This window comes from Pseudomonas sp. B28(2017) (assembly GCF_002113025.1).
Taxonomy (GTDB): Bacteria; Pseudomonadota; Gammaproteobacteria; order Pseudomonadales; family Pseudomonadaceae; genus Aquipseudomonas.
On the sequence record NZ_NEJH01000001.1, the window covers coordinates 716,389 to 732,994 of the forward strand.

The 16,606-nt window shown below is 56.8% G+C and carries 19 protein-coding genes; 4 read left to right on the forward strand and 15 right to left on the reverse strand.

Annotated features, from left to right (window positions below; all coding sequences use genetic code 11):
• Positions 1–582: 582 nt before the first annotated feature.
• Positions 583–2,193, forward strand: a complete 1,611-nt coding sequence (locus CAF65_RS03265) for a mechanosensitive ion channel family protein (protein ID WP_085714996.1) — start codon at positions 583–585, stop codon at positions 2,191–2,193.
• Positions 2,194–2,269: 76 nt separating this feature from the next.
• Here CAF65_RS03265 and CAF65_RS03270 read toward each other — a convergent pair whose 3' ends face one another.
• The 7 genes from CAF65_RS03270 to CAF65_RS03305 all read right to left on the reverse strand — a co-directional run bounded on the left by CAF65_RS03270 (position 2,270) and on the right by CAF65_RS03305 (position 7,994).
• Positions 2,270–2,770 carry an outer membrane beta-barrel protein gene (locus CAF65_RS03270; protein WP_085714997.1) on the reverse strand — a complete coding sequence of 167 codons (501 nt, stop codon included), beginning with the start codon at positions 2,768–2,770 and terminating at the stop codon, positions 2,270–2,272.
• 70 nt (positions 2,771–2,840) lie between these two features.
• Positions 2,841–4,313, reverse strand: coding sequence for an EAL domain-containing protein (locus CAF65_RS03275; protein WP_256578590.1), 1,473 nt, complete (start codon positions 4,311–4,313; stop codon positions 2,841–2,843).
• A gap of 358 nt (positions 4,314–4,671) precedes the next feature.
• Positions 4,672–5,649 (reverse strand): helix-turn-helix domain-containing protein, encoded by a 978-nt coding sequence (locus CAF65_RS03280; RefSeq protein WP_085714999.1) that lies wholly within the window; start codon positions 5,647–5,649, stop codon positions 4,672–4,674.
• A gap of 61 nt (positions 5,650–5,710) precedes the next feature.
• Complete coding sequence (locus CAF65_RS03285; RefSeq protein ID WP_085715000.1) at positions 5,711–6,043, reverse strand: hypothetical protein; 333 nt, start codon at positions 6,041–6,043, stop codon at positions 5,711–5,713.
• A 165-nt stretch (positions 6,044–6,208) separates the two neighbouring features.
• Entirely contained in the window at positions 6,209–6,508 is a 300-nt protein-coding gene (locus CAF65_RS03290) for a hypothetical protein (RefSeq protein ID WP_256578591.1), read from the reverse strand.
• Between the two features lie 185 nt (positions 6,509–6,693).
• Positions 6,694–7,176 (reverse strand): hypothetical protein, encoded by a 483-nt coding sequence (locus CAF65_RS03300; RefSeq protein WP_085715002.1) that lies wholly within the window; start codon positions 7,174–7,176, stop codon positions 6,694–6,696.
• Positions 7,173–7,994 (reverse strand): transcriptional regulator, encoded by an 822-nt coding sequence (locus CAF65_RS03305; protein WP_085715003.1) that lies wholly within the window; start codon positions 7,992–7,994, stop codon positions 7,173–7,175. Before CAF65_RS03305 ends, CAF65_RS03300 begins: the two co-directional genes overlap by 4 nt.
• A 74-nt stretch (positions 7,995–8,068) precedes the next feature.
• On the opposite strand from CAF65_RS03305, the gene CAF65_RS27750 reads away from it, so the two are divergent.
• Positions 8,069–8,326 carry a hypothetical protein gene (locus CAF65_RS27750; RefSeq protein WP_143492068.1) on the forward strand — a complete coding sequence of 86 codons (258 nt, stop codon included), beginning with the start codon at positions 8,069–8,071 and terminating at the stop codon, positions 8,324–8,326.
• Positions 8,327–8,651: 325 nt separating this feature from the next.
• Here the strand turns inward: CAF65_RS27750 and CAF65_RS03310 are convergent, their stop codons facing one another.
• The 3 genes from CAF65_RS03310 to CAF65_RS03320 all read right to left on the reverse strand — a co-directional run bounded on the left by CAF65_RS03310 (position 8,652) and on the right by CAF65_RS03320 (position 10,383).
• Positions 8,652–8,993, reverse strand: a complete 342-nt coding sequence (locus CAF65_RS03310) for a hypothetical protein (protein WP_085715004.1) — start codon at positions 8,991–8,993, stop codon at positions 8,652–8,654.
• A gap of 88 nt (positions 8,994–9,081) precedes the next feature.
• Positions 9,082–9,543: a hypothetical protein gene (locus CAF65_RS03315; RefSeq protein WP_085715005.1), complete on the reverse strand. Its 462-nt coding sequence runs from the start codon at positions 9,541–9,543 to the stop codon at positions 9,082–9,084.
• 159 nt (positions 9,544–9,702) lie between these two features.
• Entirely contained in the window at positions 9,703–10,383 is a 681-nt protein-coding gene (locus CAF65_RS03320) for a DUF3313 domain-containing protein (RefSeq protein ID WP_085715006.1), read from the reverse strand.
• Between the two features lie 378 nt (positions 10,384–10,761).
• Between CAF65_RS03320 and CAF65_RS03325 the strand changes: the two genes are divergently transcribed.
• Complete coding sequence (locus CAF65_RS03325; RefSeq protein ID WP_085715007.1) at positions 10,762–11,154, forward strand: GFA family protein; 393 nt, start codon at positions 10,762–10,764, stop codon at positions 11,152–11,154.
• Between the two features lie 125 nt (positions 11,155–11,279).
• On the opposite strand, the gene CAF65_RS03330 is transcribed toward CAF65_RS03325, so the two are convergent.
• Complete coding sequence (locus CAF65_RS03330) at positions 11,280–12,269, reverse strand: zinc-dependent alcohol dehydrogenase family protein (RefSeq protein WP_085715236.1); 990 nt, start codon at positions 12,267–12,269, stop codon at positions 11,280–11,282.
• A gap of 179 nt (positions 12,270–12,448) precedes the next feature.
• On the opposite strand from CAF65_RS03330, the gene CAF65_RS03335 reads away from it, so the two are divergent.
• Positions 12,449–13,345: a LysR family transcriptional regulator gene (locus CAF65_RS03335; protein ID WP_085715008.1), complete on the forward strand. Its 897-nt coding sequence runs from the start codon at positions 12,449–12,451 to the stop codon at positions 13,343–13,345.
• Between the two features lie 178 nt (positions 13,346–13,523).
• Here CAF65_RS03335 and CAF65_RS03340 read toward each other — a convergent pair whose 3' ends face one another.
• Genes CAF65_RS03340 through CAF65_RS03355 form a run of 4 tightly spaced genes read right to left on the reverse strand, consistent with a single transcriptional unit; the run spans position 13,524 to position 16,578 of the window.
• Positions 13,524–14,288 carry an ABC transporter ATP-binding protein gene (locus CAF65_RS03340; RefSeq protein WP_085715009.1) on the reverse strand — a complete coding sequence of 255 codons (765 nt, stop codon included), beginning with the start codon at positions 14,286–14,288 and terminating at the stop codon, positions 13,524–13,526.
• Positions 14,289–14,304: 16 nt separating this feature from the next.
• Positions 14,305–15,015, reverse strand: a complete 711-nt coding sequence (locus CAF65_RS03345) for an ABC transporter permease (RefSeq protein ID WP_085715010.1) — start codon at positions 15,013–15,015, stop codon at positions 14,305–14,307.
• A complete protein-coding gene (locus CAF65_RS03350) occupies positions 15,012–15,740 on the reverse strand; it encodes an ABC transporter permease (protein ID WP_085715011.1) in 729 nt (242 codons plus the stop codon). Before CAF65_RS03350 ends, CAF65_RS03345 begins: the two co-directional genes overlap by 4 nt.
• A 55-nt stretch (positions 15,741–15,795) precedes the next feature.
• The gene (locus CAF65_RS03355) at positions 15,796–16,578 is read right to left on the reverse strand and encodes a transporter substrate-binding domain-containing protein (RefSeq protein ID WP_085715012.1); all 783 of its coding nucleotides are present in this window, start codon (positions 16,576–16,578) and stop codon (positions 15,796–15,798) included.
• Positions 16,579–16,606 lie beyond the last annotated feature (28 nt).

Consider the following 16,606-nt stretch of genomic DNA (forward strand, 5'->3'; position numbering starts at 1 on the left):
TTGCTTTGCTTTTGCTCTTCTGTGGGAGCGGGCTTGCTCCGGGCGGCGTTCCGACGATGGACGTCAACGATGACGCGTGCGGCCTGATTCCCCGCGGTGTCCCGGCGTTTTTCGCGAGCAGGCTCGCTCCTACAGGGAAACGCGTTCAATTGCGATCAGGCCGGCCGGTAGGCCGCCTCGCTTTGGCTTTTGATCTGCTTGCCCCCTCGAGAGGCCGATCGCGGCGGGCCCACGGAGCAGGACCGGAGCGAGGGAATGCCGAGCCTTGGCGAGGCACCGAACGAAAGGGGCAAGAGCCTTTGGTTACTTGGGGCTTTTCCAAGTAACCCGCCGTAAAGGCGGAACCGTTAGTGGCCGTGACCGCGGAAACGGATATGTACACAAAAAACGTCGCCAGACACAAAGCCTTCGCGAGCAAGCTCGCTCCTACAGGGGGCTTCTGTGTTTTGAGCGACTGCCACGGGCAGTCGCCAAACCAGCAGGGCGTGGTCGCATGCCCGGCAAGTCTGACAACCGTTCATCGGTGAACTACGCTGCGATACGTACCCTCGATTCGAACCTTGTGAAGTAAGGATCCGACACATGCGGAGCAGGCTGCTCGCTGTAATGTTTACTGTTTTCGGGATGTTTGGGGCGGGGCAATTGTGGGCCGAAGACGCTCCGAAAGCGGTTGATGCTCCCGTTGAATTGAAAGTGGCCAACCGCAGCATCATGGTGTTTCGCGCGAGCATCCTTGGCGAAGCACCGGCCTCGCGGGTCAAACGGGCGAAAGCGGTCATCGGTGAGGCGCTGGATGAAGAGGACGACCTCAATGTCACCCTCGACCCGATCTCAAAAAGCTATATGGTGCTGCTGGGTAACCGGCGCGCCTTTATCGTTTCGCCCAAGGACTTCGACGAGACCGAATACGACTCGGTCCAGCAGGCCGCCGAAGTCGCCGCCGGCAAGCTGCGCCAGGTCGTGGCCGAAACCCGGGAAGCCCGCAGCCTGCGATTGATCCTGCGTTCCACAGGCGCCGCGTTGCTGGCCACCGGCGTTTACATTGGTCTGCTGTTCGGCATGTCGCTTGTGCGGCGTAGAATGCTGAAAAAACTGCCCGAACTGATGCATCGGCACACCCAGGCCCTGAAAGTCGGAAGAGTTCCGCTGCTCGACGCCAATTATCTGTATCCGTTGGTCAGCCGCCTGCTGGAGCTGGTGCGCTGGGCCGTCGTGTTGCTGCTCACCTACGAATGGCTGGGCTTTGTCCTGTCACGTTTTCCCTATACCCGTCCCTGGGGCGAAAGCCTCAACAACTATCTGTTGGAGCTCGGTGGCTATCTGCTGCAAGGGATCGTCGGTGCCATTCCCGGGCTGGGCGTGGCGCTGGCGATCTTCTTTATCGCCCGCGGCGCAACCGCGTTCATGCGGCGGATACTGCGGCGCATGGCGGCACCGGGAACCCTCAGCTGGCTCAACCATGAAACCCTGCAACCGACTCAACGCCTGACGTCTCTGGCGATCTGGCTGTTTGCCCTGGCCATGGCCTATCCATACCTGCCGGGTGCCGGCACCGATGCTTTCAAAGGTTTGTCGGTGTTGATCGGTCTGATGATCTCCCTGGGCGCCACCAGCGTGGTGGGCCAGGCGGCAGCGGGGTTGATTCTGACCTACACCCGAACCCTGCGCCCCGGCGAATTCGTGCGCATTGGCGACTACGAAGGCACGGTGACCGAACTGGGCATGTTTACCACCAGCATTCGCACCGGTCTGGGCGAGGTGCTGACCCTGCCCAACTCGATGATCACCGGCACCGTCACCAAGAACTACTCGCGGGTCGTACAAGGCCCTGGTTACGTGGTCGACACTGTTGTGACAATCGGCTACGACACGCCGTGGCGGCAGGTGGAGGCGATGTTGCTGGAGGCCGCAAAACGCACGCCGGGGATTCTCGAAGTGCCGCCGGCCCAGGTGTTTCAGACGGCATTGTCGGACTTCTACCCGGAATACCGACTGGTGGCCCAGGCCATTCCCAGTCAGCCTCGGCCGCGAGCGGTGCTGCTGAGCATGCTGCACGCCAACATCCAGGATGTGTTCAACGAGTACGGCGTGCAGATCATGTCGCCGCACTACCTGGGCGATCCGCAACAAGAGAAATGGGTGCCCAAGGACAAGTGGTTCCCGGCGCCCGCACAAGAGCGCAAGGAATCATGATTACGCCTGGAAGGGAGTTCGCACCTTGGCGGCGAGTGCGTTGAGCGACCGGCACGGCCGCTCAGTTGCAGTGGTGTTAAAAAAGAATATAGGCGGATGCGGTGGTCTGATTCAGATCGATCTCTCCGACCTCCAGAACTTCGTATTCAGCGCGCAGACCGATGTTGCGAAAGACATCGACCTCAAGGCCGACACCGTAGGTCAGATCAACCCCGGTATCGTCGTCGGTGGCATTGCCGTCGGCGTCCCAGGCGTGCGCACCGACACTGCCGAACACCCGCATCCGATCACCTATTGGAAAACCGACATGGGCGGCAGCCTGAGCCGACTTGCCTTCGAAATCGACATTCCCGTCCTTGAATTGACCGAGATCGACGTAGGCACCCTCGAAGGCCAGGTAGCTATTGACGCGATACCCTGCATAAACCTTGTAGCTGGTGTCGTCGTCGTCCAGTCTGGATTCGTCGCTCTGGATGCTGCTTACGCCAGCTCCAAGATATAAACCTTTGTCATCTGCGAGCGCCTGAAAAGACAGCAGCGATAGCAGTGAAGCGAAGCCAAGGTTTCGAAGTAGCATGTGTAGTGGAGTCCTTGTACAGGTTTGTCAGGTGTTAGGGTTCGGCGAGCATTTGAGGGGCCTCGAGGGGCTAATAGAAATCATTGATTGATATTTTCGAGTCGTAGGGCGGGATGTTTGCCGGGCATTGAAAGTAGCGTCTTGCCAACGCTTGAATCGGCAGCTCTTTGGAGAACAACCAGCCCTGTGCCAATAGCACGCCCTCAGAAACCAGGTGCGGCAGTTGCTCCTGAGTCTCGACACCCTCGGCGACCATCTTGAGTCTTAGCGACCTGGCCAACTGGGCAATGTGGCGCCACATGGCATCCCTGGCCGCGATCCTGTCATCGGCGATGAGTGAGCGATCTATTTTCAGGATATCGAAAGGCACTGAATCCAGGAGCGAGAGGTTTGAATAGCCAATGCCGAAGTCGTCCACGGCAATACGATGACCGCACGCACGAAGCTGTCGCAATTGCATCGCGGCAGGCTTCTGGTCGAGCAAGGTCCTTTCGGTGATTTCAAAGGCCATGGCGGATGCAGGCATGCCATAGGTTGCCAGCTGGCTGGCCACAAAGTCTGGAAAGGTTGGGTCCTGAATGTCCTGTGCGGAAAGATTGACCGTTATGTAGAAGTCCTTGCACGCCCAAAGGTAAGTGCTGTAATCCTCCGCCACTTGTCGAATCACCGAACGCGTAAGTTGGCGGATCAAGTCGGACTTCTCCGCCACGGGAATGAAAACGTCTGCGGGCACAGGGTTGCCATTGATGTTCCAGCGCGAGAGCGATTCGGCGCCAACCAGATAGCCCGTGGTCAAATTGACGATAGGCTGATAGCGAACACCCAGCGTGTTGGCTTTTATGGCATTGCGAAGCCGTACGGCAGTAGAGGTGTAATGCCGTCGTGTACACCTTGCGAGCAAGAGCAGCGCTGCGAACAGGCACACAAGGACAATGAATAATTTGAATTTGAGACCTGTAAGGTAGCTCAACGGAAGCGAAATGACGGCGATCAGTTCATTTCGGTTGCCGGTAAAGGCGATGAGGACCTTGTCTGCCGTGGTAACGAGTTCTTCCAGGTGGAGCGGCTTCTGCGCCGTCAGGGCGTGGGGGCCGGTAGAGGCAATGGGCACTGCGCCGCCGGGGCCGATGAGGTCCAGTTGCAGGTCCTCGGGAAGCTTCAGATTGTCGAGCAGGATCTTCTTGTTTGCCCAGACGTAGGTTGACTGTTCCGACACAATGATAAAGTCGGTGTCCGCAGAAACGGCGTGGCTGCTATCGACCCAATAGGTTCGCTTTCCAACGGAGAACTTGCGCTTCGCGTTATCGGTCAGTATCGACGGGAGTTCTTGCCCGTAAGAGGAACAGATCTTGCCATTGGACAGCTGGATTGCCGCCTGATCAACAAAACGCCGGTTTTTAACCAGGTCGGCCAGTTGTGAATATTGCTCGCCGGAGCATTCCCGCCCCGAACGATCAAGACTGCCAAGGGTTCCCAGTACCTTGTCGATCTGTGCATTAGGCTCGACTTGAGCAGCACGCAGATCGGCATAAACCTTATTCAACTTCCGTGCAATGAGTGGCTCGGCCAGTAATCCGGCACAGAACCATGCGGCCCATCCCGCTGCGACAATCAGGCATACAGTGACTGCGTGCCTTCCAGGTAACGCTTTATATATGGCAACCATCGAAAAACCCCGAGGTATCATTATCTCACTGTGCACCTTGTAGCCACGTATTAAACGTCTTCAGTACCAGTCAATTGCCCAGGCCAACAAGATGCCGCAGGCGTAGGCGGTAATGCACAGGATGATCTTCTGCTTGAGCGGCAGTGTGTTTATTCGATGATGCATGCTTATTTCCTTGAGTGGGCAAATAAGCAATTGTGGGTACCTGTGCCTGGTAAAGCGTAATGATTAATCGTTATTTGCAGGGTTTTGATAAAAGCCCGGCATCAACCTGGTTGTAAGCGGAGGAGGTCGTGTTGCTGGGCTTGGCTGAGCTGCGCCTGGCCGTTTCCGATGGTGTCTCTCCGTAAGCAAGCTGATATGCCATGGAAAACCGACCCAGATGATGAAAGTTCCAGAACATTGCGGTTTCTGTCACGGTCGGCCAGGTTTTATTAATCAGGTCGCGACGGGCACTGGCGAGTCTCAAGTTCCTGATGTAGGCGATTGGCGACATCCCGAACGTTTCAATAAAGCCAAGATGCAGGGTGCGGGTTGTCGTTTCAAGTTGCCGTACGAGTGACTTTATGGTGAGCGTCTTTTTTGTATTTTCATGAATGTATTCAATGGCCTCTATTGCCACCTTCCTTCTTGTCGGGACTTTACGGTTGAAGCCGCCAGCGGGCGTCAACGCCTGCAATAGAGAAGCAAGTACCGCATCATCATTGATGTCGACACAGGAAGCGCTGATGGCTTGAATGGCAGATCGTATAAATTGAAAGTTTTCAGCCTGGAAACTGTGTTGTGTTCTGTTTGCAAGTATATCGATGACCGAGTGACGTTGGCGGCATCGGTCATAATGCTCCAGTGTTGTGGTCAGGGTGAAAAGTGTTTCATTCGGTTCGCAGGTGTAATGCACCGATTCATCGCTGTGCAGTACGATGATTTCGTTGGGCCGTAGTTTGTGATTGTTTACGACAGGGCGACCAATCGGCGCCTGCGAGATGGCGAATGTTACGCATCCGGCAGGGACAGCGCTGACCAGAGTGACGGATGAGTCGAACTCAAGACGACTGCACTGGAGTTCGAGGCTGTGAAAGAGCTTATGCTGGCGAATGTGCGCCTCATGCTCAGTCGGGATAAGGCTCATTTCCCATTTGCCTATCGTTCTGTTCAGTTGGCTTGGCAAGGCAGAAGACAAATGAAAGATTTCATCGGGCGGTGCGATACTCATGAAATTGAAAACTCATCTGTTAAATGATTAGGGTCAGGCAATGACTGTCCGCGCAGCGTTGTCAGAGCCCCCGGATCAGTTCCAGTTCCGCCGAAAATGCGTACTTGCTGTCCAATGGAGAGTCGTCCATGTGTTGGACGTTGCGCGGGTCAACCTTCGCACTGAAGATTTTCGATTGGGGTTTCATTGGGTCGATGGCTGCAGCCGAAAATGAATGAAAGTCGTCAATGCGATAACCCGTGTTTACCTGATAGTCAGTTTTCACAGCACTTGGGGCCTTCTTGTTGGTTTCTGCACAGGTCAATTTTTCACTGTAGATGCCCTTGTCGTCGGCCATGGCCTTGAGAGAAAGCAATAAACCAAACGACACGGTGACGAAGTTTTTCAGCAGCATCGAGGCGATTTCCTTATTAGCAGTTTATTCAGGCAGAACGTAGTATCAGCTGCTGCTCTGCCACGGATCGGTCTGCAAATAATCTCACCCGGATTGCACCTGCCAAAATCAAAAACTCATATTTTTCTGGTCGTCAGAAGGGGCCAGTCACCGCCTGCCTCAGCCTCATAGCACTATGCGCGAGTTGGCGTAACTCGTGCCGGTATCACCTTGTGGTGAGCCAGAGAAAGGGAAATCGCTTTCCTGCTCGTCTGTGTGATACTCATTCTCGGTTTGAATTTTCAGATGCGACAGTTTCTGGCTGTCATTGGGGCTTGTTTCAATTTCAAAATATTCAATTGTCGTGCTTTCGACGGCGTGCTCGTCGTGCGCCAGCGAATAAAGTGGCATGACAGACAAAAACAGAGCCGCCAGGAATCCGAAAGTCGGCGATTTACTGGTTCGCAGGAAGTGCAATGCTTTCACTTGATTCCCCTGTATAGGGTATTGTCCCGGACGGGAATCAAGCAGGCTCGATTCCAGAGATTATCGGCGGGGGATTTTTTGCTGGGGCGCCATCTGATTCAAATCAATAACGGTTATTTTTGCCTGGAAGATGTCTTTGACATGAATCTGTGCCAGGCCGGCGTCGAGTCGGTGCGGGAGGGCGACTAATGGTTCATGCAGCGCAAACGGCCAAGCTCGTGCAGGTAAAAACACACGGCGTTCTTGCTCTGCGTCGGAATCAACTCGTAGTTTAGTATGGCGCCTTCTTGCAATACGTATTGGCGTCTGAAGAACAGGTCGGGGGTCTTTTCAATGGCAAAGAGTTCATTGTCCTGACTGAGTTTGACGTTCCTGACTTGAATCTGCACGTGTGTTTTGTTTTCTCCGATGATATTCGCCGAGATGGTCGCATTGCGGATTTGTCCATTCAGGCTTTCCAGCGTGGTTCCAGTCAACCGACCATGCCCGATGGTAAGGTACTCTTCGGTGTTGAGTTGGTTGAGATCTTCCAGCCATTGCCGGGTTTTGGTCTGATAGCTGGTGTTCTCCATGTAGTGCGAAGGAGAATAAAAGAAGGAGAAAATGCAGAGCGCATTGATCAGGGCAATAATCGGCCAATGAATGATTTGCGGGATTTCAAACTTCATAAGGTGACTTCCAGGCATTGGCGAATCATCAGGGCGAGGTCTCTTTCGCTGCTGTTCAATTGCAGGTTTGCGGTGCTTAGATCCGGGCGAATGCACGAAACGGAATAGTTGGCTTTATACAGGTTGATCCAGACTTGACCTTTCAGGCTTGGCGGCAGCTGTTCGGATTGTTTGGCCGAAAGTTCCATCAGCGCTCGCGCTTCGGCCAGATCATTGCCTACGGCGTGGATGACCAGTCCATTCCTGTCGACACTGGACACTTCAATTGTTGGCGCGTCGAAATCGAATTGAAAAACGGTAAAGGCAACGACTGCCAGCGTAACGAAGTAAGCGATCAGTTGGGCCTTTGTAATGCCGATGGCTTTACTGGTTTTACCTGAAGGTGTTGGCGGCTCATCACTAGCAGGTGACGGCAGTTGTCCAGCCTCGGGAACAGGTGGCTGGGCAGTTTCCTGCGAGGGAGTAGGTACTTCTGCTGTTGCATCGACGATGCAGTTGCGGTTGAAGCAATATCCTCGTCGAGGAACAGTCATCAAAATCTCGTGATCCCGACTGTCATTAAGAATGTTGCGCAGTGAGAAAACGGTTTGATTCAAACTGCCGGAGGCAACCACGCGGTCATTCCAGGTGTAGTCGATGATTTCGTCGCGACTTTTAGTGACACCTGGCTCCATGAGTAGCAGGTCCAACAGGCGTGACTCGGCTCTGCCTAGCGTGGAATTTTGTACATCTCCATGGGGGGTTGTAATGGAAAGCACGGCGCTGTCTGGGTCAAATACTGCCACAGCGCCATTTTTCAACTTGAAGGTGTGGCTCATAGAAAACTTCCGTTCAGGCGGTACTGGCCTGAGTATAGGGGCCGGATTCGGCTCGGTACATTCTGGTCTTGGCGGTGAACGAGGATGAGGGCCAGGCGGAAGGTGCACTGTGTGTTGCATCTACAATGCTGGAACGGCTCGTTTCAGAGGTGTGCAGTGTGGCCAACAATCTTGGCTGTCAGTGGCATCGATTGAATCAAACGAAGGAAAAGCATTGCTGGATGACCCATGGTTTTGATTTTGACATCACGAATAATGCTTGGAATGGACTATTTGCGCTATCCGAAAACTGCAAGCTCGGGCAGGTGGATTTGCACGCAGCCAAGGTCTGAGTGGACCGCCATCGTTGTCCAGACAAGGCATGAGTTGCTACTTGAACGGGTGGAGAGTTTTCCCAATACAAGTCAATGATTGTTTTTTTGTGCGCCTGGCTGATTACAAAGCATCTTTGATTCCAATTAGCTTTGAACCAGGCTGTTTACAGCTTTAAATGGATCTCGAGGAGCGTTGATACACATCACGTTCAGGGATTGCCTGTCGCGACGTAAACGGTCCTCACCTCTCGTTCAACGGCCTTTGCCCCGCGTCCTTTCATGAAGGGCGCGGGGTTTTTTTGGGGCCGCTCAAACACCTGAACCGGCAAGTCGCCGGCTGGCGCTACAGGCATTCCTGTGCGGTACGCTCGAAACTCGATGACTTGAAGGCCGAGGCCAGCAATTGGCGCTCATAGAGATACACCTTGCCTCCATTCTGTGCCCTATGGGTTTCCAGCACGGTGTCCACGGCAACTTTGCTCGAAACGACAACCCGGTAGCTGCGCTCGTTGCCTGACACCAAAGGGCTCATCTCTTTGTCCTTCAGCTTCGGTACCAGGCAGTCGACATACTGCTCGGGCGATTTGTCCGTTTGCAACGTTGAAGTCGGATTGTTCGGGGCGGTGGCACAACCGGCCAGGAGCCAGGAAGCGAACATCACGACAGGAACACATACAAGGCGCATTGGTGGAGCCCTCAAGTTCAATTCGGTTTGGTTCGTTGAGTCATGGACAGGAAGGTCGGTAAACGTTTCGGGGGCATTTCGCCGCCGATCAAGGCAAAACATCGTAGCCGCGTTGTTGCAGGCAACTGCTATAGACAGAGTTGCTGGCGGTGGTGTTTTGCTGGCTCGCATTCAGGTTCTGCCGGCGCTCCTGTCGCTGCCTGGAAGCCCCCACGACGGCGCCCGCAGCCGCGGCACTGCGTGCCCGGTTCTGGCGATAGTCTTGCTTGATATCGTCGTCGATCTGGTCATAGACGTTTTCATGCTGGCGGCCCCGGACTTCTGCCGCGGTGGCCCCGGCTACCGCGGCGGTAGCTGCGCCCTTGACCCGGCCACCGGAAGGCACGGTGCTTTGTACCGGATATTGCGCGTTGGCCTGGGATTGGCAGGCACTGGTGTCCTGCTGGATGGTCTGGGAGGTCTGACCTTTGAGAGGGATCACCGTCGCCGCCAGGGCGCTGGTGCTCAGTAACACCATAAGGGCCGCTAAGGTTTGGACCGGTATTTTCATCATTGAACCTCACGTCAGGCGTCGGCGCGGCTAACGGTTTGTCAGAGGGAAAACGCGGCGTGGCGCCACTTCGAAACCCCATGCCGGTCTGCTTGCCATGCCTTCCAATGCCGGTGGACGGCAGGCACTGCGACGTTTGCGATGGGGTTTGCCTGGGTGTCAATGCTTGAGGAGGAGGGCCTGCATATCGTCTGCCATGCCTTTGAGTGCAACCTTGAAGTCCTTGGCGACAATCGGCTGCTCGGCATTATCGAGTGTCTCGCCGAACACCTTGCGAACGATCTTCGCGACCGGCAAACCGGTCTTGGAGTCGATCAGGTTGGCTTCGATGTACATCTCGGCAGTCTGGTCCCGATGCCCGGTGGCTGCTTGTGTTGCGCCGACAATGGCCCCGATTGGAACGGCCTCATACCAGTGCATGCCTTCGTTGTTGGCGCTGACGTGAGTGATCGCCGCTTGCAGGATCAGCGAACGCGAATTGGTTGGCGCCAGTTGCGGGTAAGGGACAATTGCATAGCGGCTGGCAAAGGCGGTCTTGACGCTGTTGCTGGCCATCAATTGCAAGTCTTGCAGTGTCTTCAGGCTGACGCGAGCGGTCGGCTTCGGTGCGGGATACAGCTCCATCTGCCGGAACACCACTGTGGAGTACGCGCGAGGATCGAACCCCGGCGATACCCAGCGCAATACTTTCTGCTCACTCGGTGTAGTTTGCTCCTCCAGGCCCTGGTAATTGCCCAGGAAGCCCGAGTATTGCTCTTGCTGCGCCACTTTCGAGACGCAGCCGACCTGAAATACACAGCTCAAAGCAATACCCGCAATCCATTTATTCGACATGCCCATGTGTTTGGTTCTCAAGTGATGAAAATTGTCATTCGGGTTCCGACCTGGCGCCAGGCATTGCTCTGGGTGCCTTGCATTCGGGCACGGGTATTCGCCAGTCGGTTACGCAAAGCAGGTGCTTGCACGCCGGTCAATGCGGGCCGAATGCTGCCTGCAGCAGCGGGATAATCCGAATCAATAACTCTCAAAAACTGTTAGACACAGGGTCGGTGAGTGGTTGTGCCGGCCTGAACCTGGAGGTGTTGTGTCGTCATTGGTGCATCCACCATCCGTAGCCTGACGACCTTGGGGGTGTACGCCAAATCGACCTACAATTGGCAATCGCGCGAATGGTCGGTACCGATCAACCTGACGGTGTGGTTTTAGAGGAGACACGGCATGGACCGATTCACCGGCGGTTGTTTGTGCGGCAAGGTGCGCCTGGTCGCGACGGGACGCCCGTTCCGGGTTGGTGTCTGTCACTGCCTCGACTGCCGCAAGCATCATGGGGCACTGTTTCACGCGTCCGCGATTTTTCATCAGGATGCGGTGACGGTCGAAGGCGAAACCCGTGACTACGCCGGGCGGCATTTCTGTCCGCACTGCGGTTCGTCCGTGTTTGCACGCAGCGCAGACGAAATCGAAGTGAACCTCGGGTCCCTGGATGCTCCGGACCAGATGACGCCAACCTACGAGAGCTGGGTCGTGCGTCGCGAGGCCTGGTTGCCGCCGTTTGCGCTCACACGACACTACGAGCGCGATCGAGATTCCACGGGACGTATTGAGGAGTAGCGGGGACGCGTGCTGTACGCGATGGTCTTGATCGGGAAGCGAAGCCGCAACCCAATGCGGACACCCGGCTCGGGACAGGAACAGGGCTGGAAGTATTCCCGTCGTCCAGCCCATCCTTGCGCAGATCAGACGGTGATCACCACTTTCCCGATCTGCTGATTGGCTTCGAGGTAGCGGTGGGCTTCCTGGATGTCGTTCAGGGCGAAGGTCCTGGCGATGATCGGGCGAAGCGCTCCAGACTCCAGCCCCTCCAGAATGAATGCCTTGGCCCGCGACAGGGCTTGCGGGTCAGAAACTATTTCTGCATACAGGTAGCCTTTGAGGGTCAGGCTCTTGGCCAGCACGGTAAACAATGGGAACGGGGTCGGCTCGGGGCTGAGTGCACCGTACTCCAGCAGAATGCCGCCTCGGGCCATGCTCTGCGTGAGAGGCTCAAAGGATGGCCCGCCCACGGGGTCGAACACCACTCGGGCGCCTTGGCCATCAGTCAGCGCCATGACGCGCTCGACGACATCTTCCTCATCGCTGACGATCACATGTGCAGCTCCGGCATCGAGAAGTGCCTGTTTCTTCGCGCGGGTTCGAGTGATCGCTATAGCGGTGGCGCCGACCATGCGTGCCATCTGGAAGGCGGCCAGGCCGACACTGCTTGAAGCGGCTGTTACTAGAACGAAGTCGCCTTGCTGCAATTTCGCCTGTTCGATGAGAGCCCCCCAAGCCGTGACGTACTGCATCCAGGCTGCAGCAGCCTCCACGAAAGACAGGTTATCCGGGCTCTTGACCACTAGATGGGCCGGCACATTGGCAAGTTCACCGTAGGTCCCCCAGCGTGCGATATCCAGCGGCGGAATCAGACCGACAGCATCGCCAATCCTGATCCCGGTGACCGCGCTACCCATCGCCACCACAACACCGGCGGCCTCGTAACCCAGACGGCTGGGGAATTCGGCTTCCTGCAAATAGGCGTGGTTGCGGAACATCACTTCGGCCCGGTTCAAGCCAATGGCCTTGACGCCAATCTGTACCTCGTCGGCGGCCGGTGCCGGCACATCCAGGTCTTCAAGCTTCAGGACACTGGCGTCACCGTATTCGTGGATTCTGACAATGCGTGCCATCATTTATACCTCTTCTTGGGGGCGGGTGCGGAGAGACCAGCCAGAAATCGGGTGAAGAACAGCTCCAGAGCGCATTCGGGCAAGCCGTTGCGCATTCGGGGTGTGGGCACAAATTTAGCCGTTGGTTGCAAGTGGATAAAGGCATACGATGATCCAACACTAGAAACAAAGAGTTTGTAATGGATCGCTTGACCCAGATGGCCACTTTCGTCAAAGCGGTAGAGTTGGGCTCGTTCAGCGCCGCCGGGGACGATCTCAACCTGTCTCCTCAATTGGTAGGCAAACAGGTAAAGATGCTTGAACAGCATCTGGGTGTTTCCCTGCTGAACCGGACCACGCGACGACAGAGCCTGACCGACTTCGGCCGTGCGTTCTATCAACGCGCGAAGATGATCCTGGCCGACATGCAGGCGGCCGAGAGCCTCGCTGCAGAGACGCGCGGCACCCCAAGCGGGCGCCTGCGAATCAATGCGCCGGTCACCTTTGGTATTCGTACTCTCTCGCCGCGTCTGCTGGAGTACATGGTCAGGTATCCGCAGGTTTCGGTGGATCTGACCCTGTCGAACGAACTGGTAGACATCGTCGATGACGGGTACGACGTGGTGTTCCGCATTGGCGAGCTGGCGAGCAGCGGCTTGAAGGCGCTGCCGCTGGCGCCCTACCAACTGGTCCTGTGTGCCGCGCCGTCGTACCTGGTCCGCCGCCCGCCGATCACCAGTCCATGGGATCTGCAACAGCACGAGTGCCTGGGCTTTTCATTCTCCGACGGTCGTTCCCACTGGAGCTTCGATGGCCCGGAGGGGCGTGTGGATGTGCCCATTAAAAGCAAACTGACGATTAATCAGGGCGATCCATTACTTTCGGCGGCCGTGGCAGGTCTGGGGGTGGTGTTGCAGCCGATGGAGCTGGTGGGCGGTGCGCTGCGGGATGGAACCCTGGTGCGCCTGCTGCCGCAGCATCCTGTTCCAGCCTCTGCGATGAATATGCTCTACGCACCCGACCGTCGCATGACACCAAAACTGCGCAGCTTCCTGGATTTTGCTATTGAAGCACTTGGGCAGAGGCGTCCAGCCTGACGCGTGAGGCCAAATCATCAACGTACGCTTCTGGCTGACTGAAGCCTGCCGCGAAGGACCGCATGCAACTGTGGATTCAACCGGTGGACGCAACAGATTGGCTAAATCGTTCGGCGGGCGTTTTGAGGGGTGAGCCAGCGTCTTCGAGCGACCCTGCGGTCGCTCGAAGACGCTGCGGTTACTTCAGGTTGCCGCTGAGGAATTGCTGCAGGCGCTCGCTTTTGGGGTTGCCCAATACGTCCTCGGGCGCACCTTGCTCTTCGACCCGCCCCTGGTGCAGGAACAGCACCTGGTTCGACACTTTGCGCGCAAAGCTCATTTCGTGGGTCACCATGATCATGGTCCGGCCTTCTTCGGCCAGACCCTGGATCACCTTGAGCACTTCGCCCACCAGTTCCGGGTCCAGGGCCGAAGTCGGTTCGTCGAACAGCATGATCTCCGGTTCCATGCTCAGGGCGCGGGCAATGGCGACCCGTTGCTGCTGACCACCCGAGAGAAACGCCGGGTATTGATCTGCAACCCGTGCCGGCAAACCGACCTTGTCCAGGTAACGCCGGGCGCGATCCTCCGCGTCCTTCTTGCTGACGCCCAGCACCCGGCGCGGGGCCATGGTGATGTTGTCGAGCACGGTCATGTGGCTCCACAGGTTGAAGTGCTGGAACACCATCGCCAGGCGAGTGCGGATGCGTTGCAGTTCTTTGGCGTCGGCCACGCGCATGCCGTGGTGGTCATGGACCATTTTAATCGGCTGGTTGTCCAGGCTCATGGCGCCGTCGTTGGGCGTTTCCAGGAAGTTGATGCAACGCAGAAAGGTGCTCTTGCCCGAACCACTGGCGCCAATCAGGCTGATCACATCGCCGGTCCTGGCGTTTAGCGAAACGCCCTTGAGCACTTCATGGTTGCCGTAACTTTTGTGCAGGTTTTCAACGGTCAGTTTGTACATGAACAAGCATCCTGAATTAGTGAGCCGGGCCGAGGAAAGACAGCCAACGGCGTTCAGCCAGGCGGAACAGGCCGACCAGGGAGAAAGTGACTGCCAGGTAAATCAGCGCGGCAATGCCGAACGACTGGAAGGTCAGGAAGGTCGCCGAGTTGGCGTCCCGCGCGACTTTCAGAATGTCCGGGATGGTTGCGGTGAAGGCCACGGTGGTCGAGTGCAGCATCAGAATCACTTCGTTGCTGTAGTAAGGCAGCGAGCGACGCAGGGCCGACGGCATGATCACGTAGGCATACAGCTTCCAGCCAGTCAGGCCATAGGCCTTGGCCGCTTCGACTTCACCATGGGCCATGCTGCGAATCGCCCCGGCGAAGATCTCCGTGGTGTAGGCGCAGGTGTTCAGGGCGAAGGCCAGGATGGTGCAGTTCATCGCATCGCGGAAGAAGCTGTCGAGCAGCGGTTGCGCGCGTACGGCGGCCAGGCTGTAGATCCCCGTGTAGCAAATCAGCAACTGGATATACAGCGGCGTACCCCGAAACAGATAGGTGTAGAACTGCACTGGCCAGCGCACCCAGACTTTGCTCGAGACCCGGGCAATCGACAGCGGGATCGACATCACGAAACCGAAGAAAATCGAGGCACTGAGCAGCCAGAGGGTCATGGCCAGGCCGGTGATGTGATTGCCGTCCTGGTACAGGAAAGGTTTCCAGTATTCCTGCAGTAACTCGATCATCGCACGGCCTCCCGGGTGCCTGCGGCGTAGAAGATTTCCATCCGGCGCAAGACGTAGTTCGAAACGGTGGTGATCACCAGATAGATCAAGGCGGCCAGCATCAGGAAGAAGAACAGCTGATAGGAGCTCTTGCCAGCGTCCTGGGCGACCTTGACCAGATCGGCCAGGCCGATGATCGACACCAGCGCGGTGGCCTTGAGGATCACCATCCAGTTGTTGCCGATGCCTGGCAGGGCAAAACGCATCATTTGTGGGAACACCACCAGGCGAAAGCGCTGGGCGCGGGTCAGGCCGTAGGCGGTAGCCGCTTCCATCTGCCCTCGCGGTACGGCAAGGATGGCGCCACGGAAGGTTTCGGTGAAATAAGCCCCGTAGATGAAGCCCAGGGTAATGACCCCGGCGCTGAAGGGGTTGATTTCGATATAGTCCCAGCCCAGTGCTTCGGTCAGGTTGGTCAGCCAGGTTTGCAGGCTGTAGAAGATCAGCAGCATCAGCACCAGGTCCGGCACCCCGCGGATCAGCGTGGTGTAGGCCTGCGCAGGGACGCGCAGCAATTTGACTTTCGACAGCTTGGCGCTGGCGCCGATCAGGCCCAGGCCAACGCTCACCAGCAAGCACAGAAAGGATAATTTGACCGTCATCCAGGAGCCTTGCAGCAACAGCGGGCCAAAGCCCTTGAGGCTGAAGCCTGACAGTCCAAGAATCTGCAATAGGTTTTCTAGCATTGAGCAGCCCTACCTCAATCAAAAAAGTGCCCATCCGGAAATGGGCGCAAGGTCATTATTTGCCGCTGTAGAGATTCAGATCGCCAAAGTGCTTCTGCTGGACGGCCGCATAGGTGCCATTGTCGTGCAGTGCCTTGAGACCTTTGTTGAGCAAGGCCTGGAGCTCGGCGTTGCCTTTGACGAGACCCACGGCGGTTTTGGCTGGCAGCAGGGGGCTTTCGACCGGCTCACTGATTTGGAAGTCGGCGCCTGGTGGCGACTTCAGGAAGCCCAGTTCGGCTTGCAGCATGTCCTGGATCGAGGCATCGAGGCGTCCGGAGATCAGGTCGGCGTACACCTGGTCCTGGTTGGCGTAGGCCTGGGTTTCTACCCCGGCCTTGTCCAGCACGGCCTTGGCGTAGGCTTCCTGGATGGTGCCTTGCTCGTAACCGACTTTCTTGCCCTTGAGGGAGGCCGGATCGGTGCCGATGGCCGCGCCTTTCTTGAATACCAGCGCGGTCGGGCCAGAGAACAGCTCGCTCGAGAAGTCGATGACTTTCTCACGCGCCGGCGTGACGGTCATGGAAGAGATCACGCCATCGAACTTGTTGGCCTTGAGGCCGGGAATCATGCCGTCGAAGTCGCTTTCAACCCACTTGCACTTGACCTTCAGCTCAGTGCAGATCGCGTTGCCCAGGTCGATATCGAAGCCCACCAGGCTGCCATCGGCGGCCTTGGATTCGAACGGCGCATAAGAGGGGTCGACGCCAAAGCGCAGCTCCTTGTACTCCTTGGCCAGCGCAGAACCGGCAGCCACACACAAAGACAATGCAGAAAGGGTGAGAAATGCTTTTTTCATTATTTTTTTCCCAAGGACCATCGGAAGC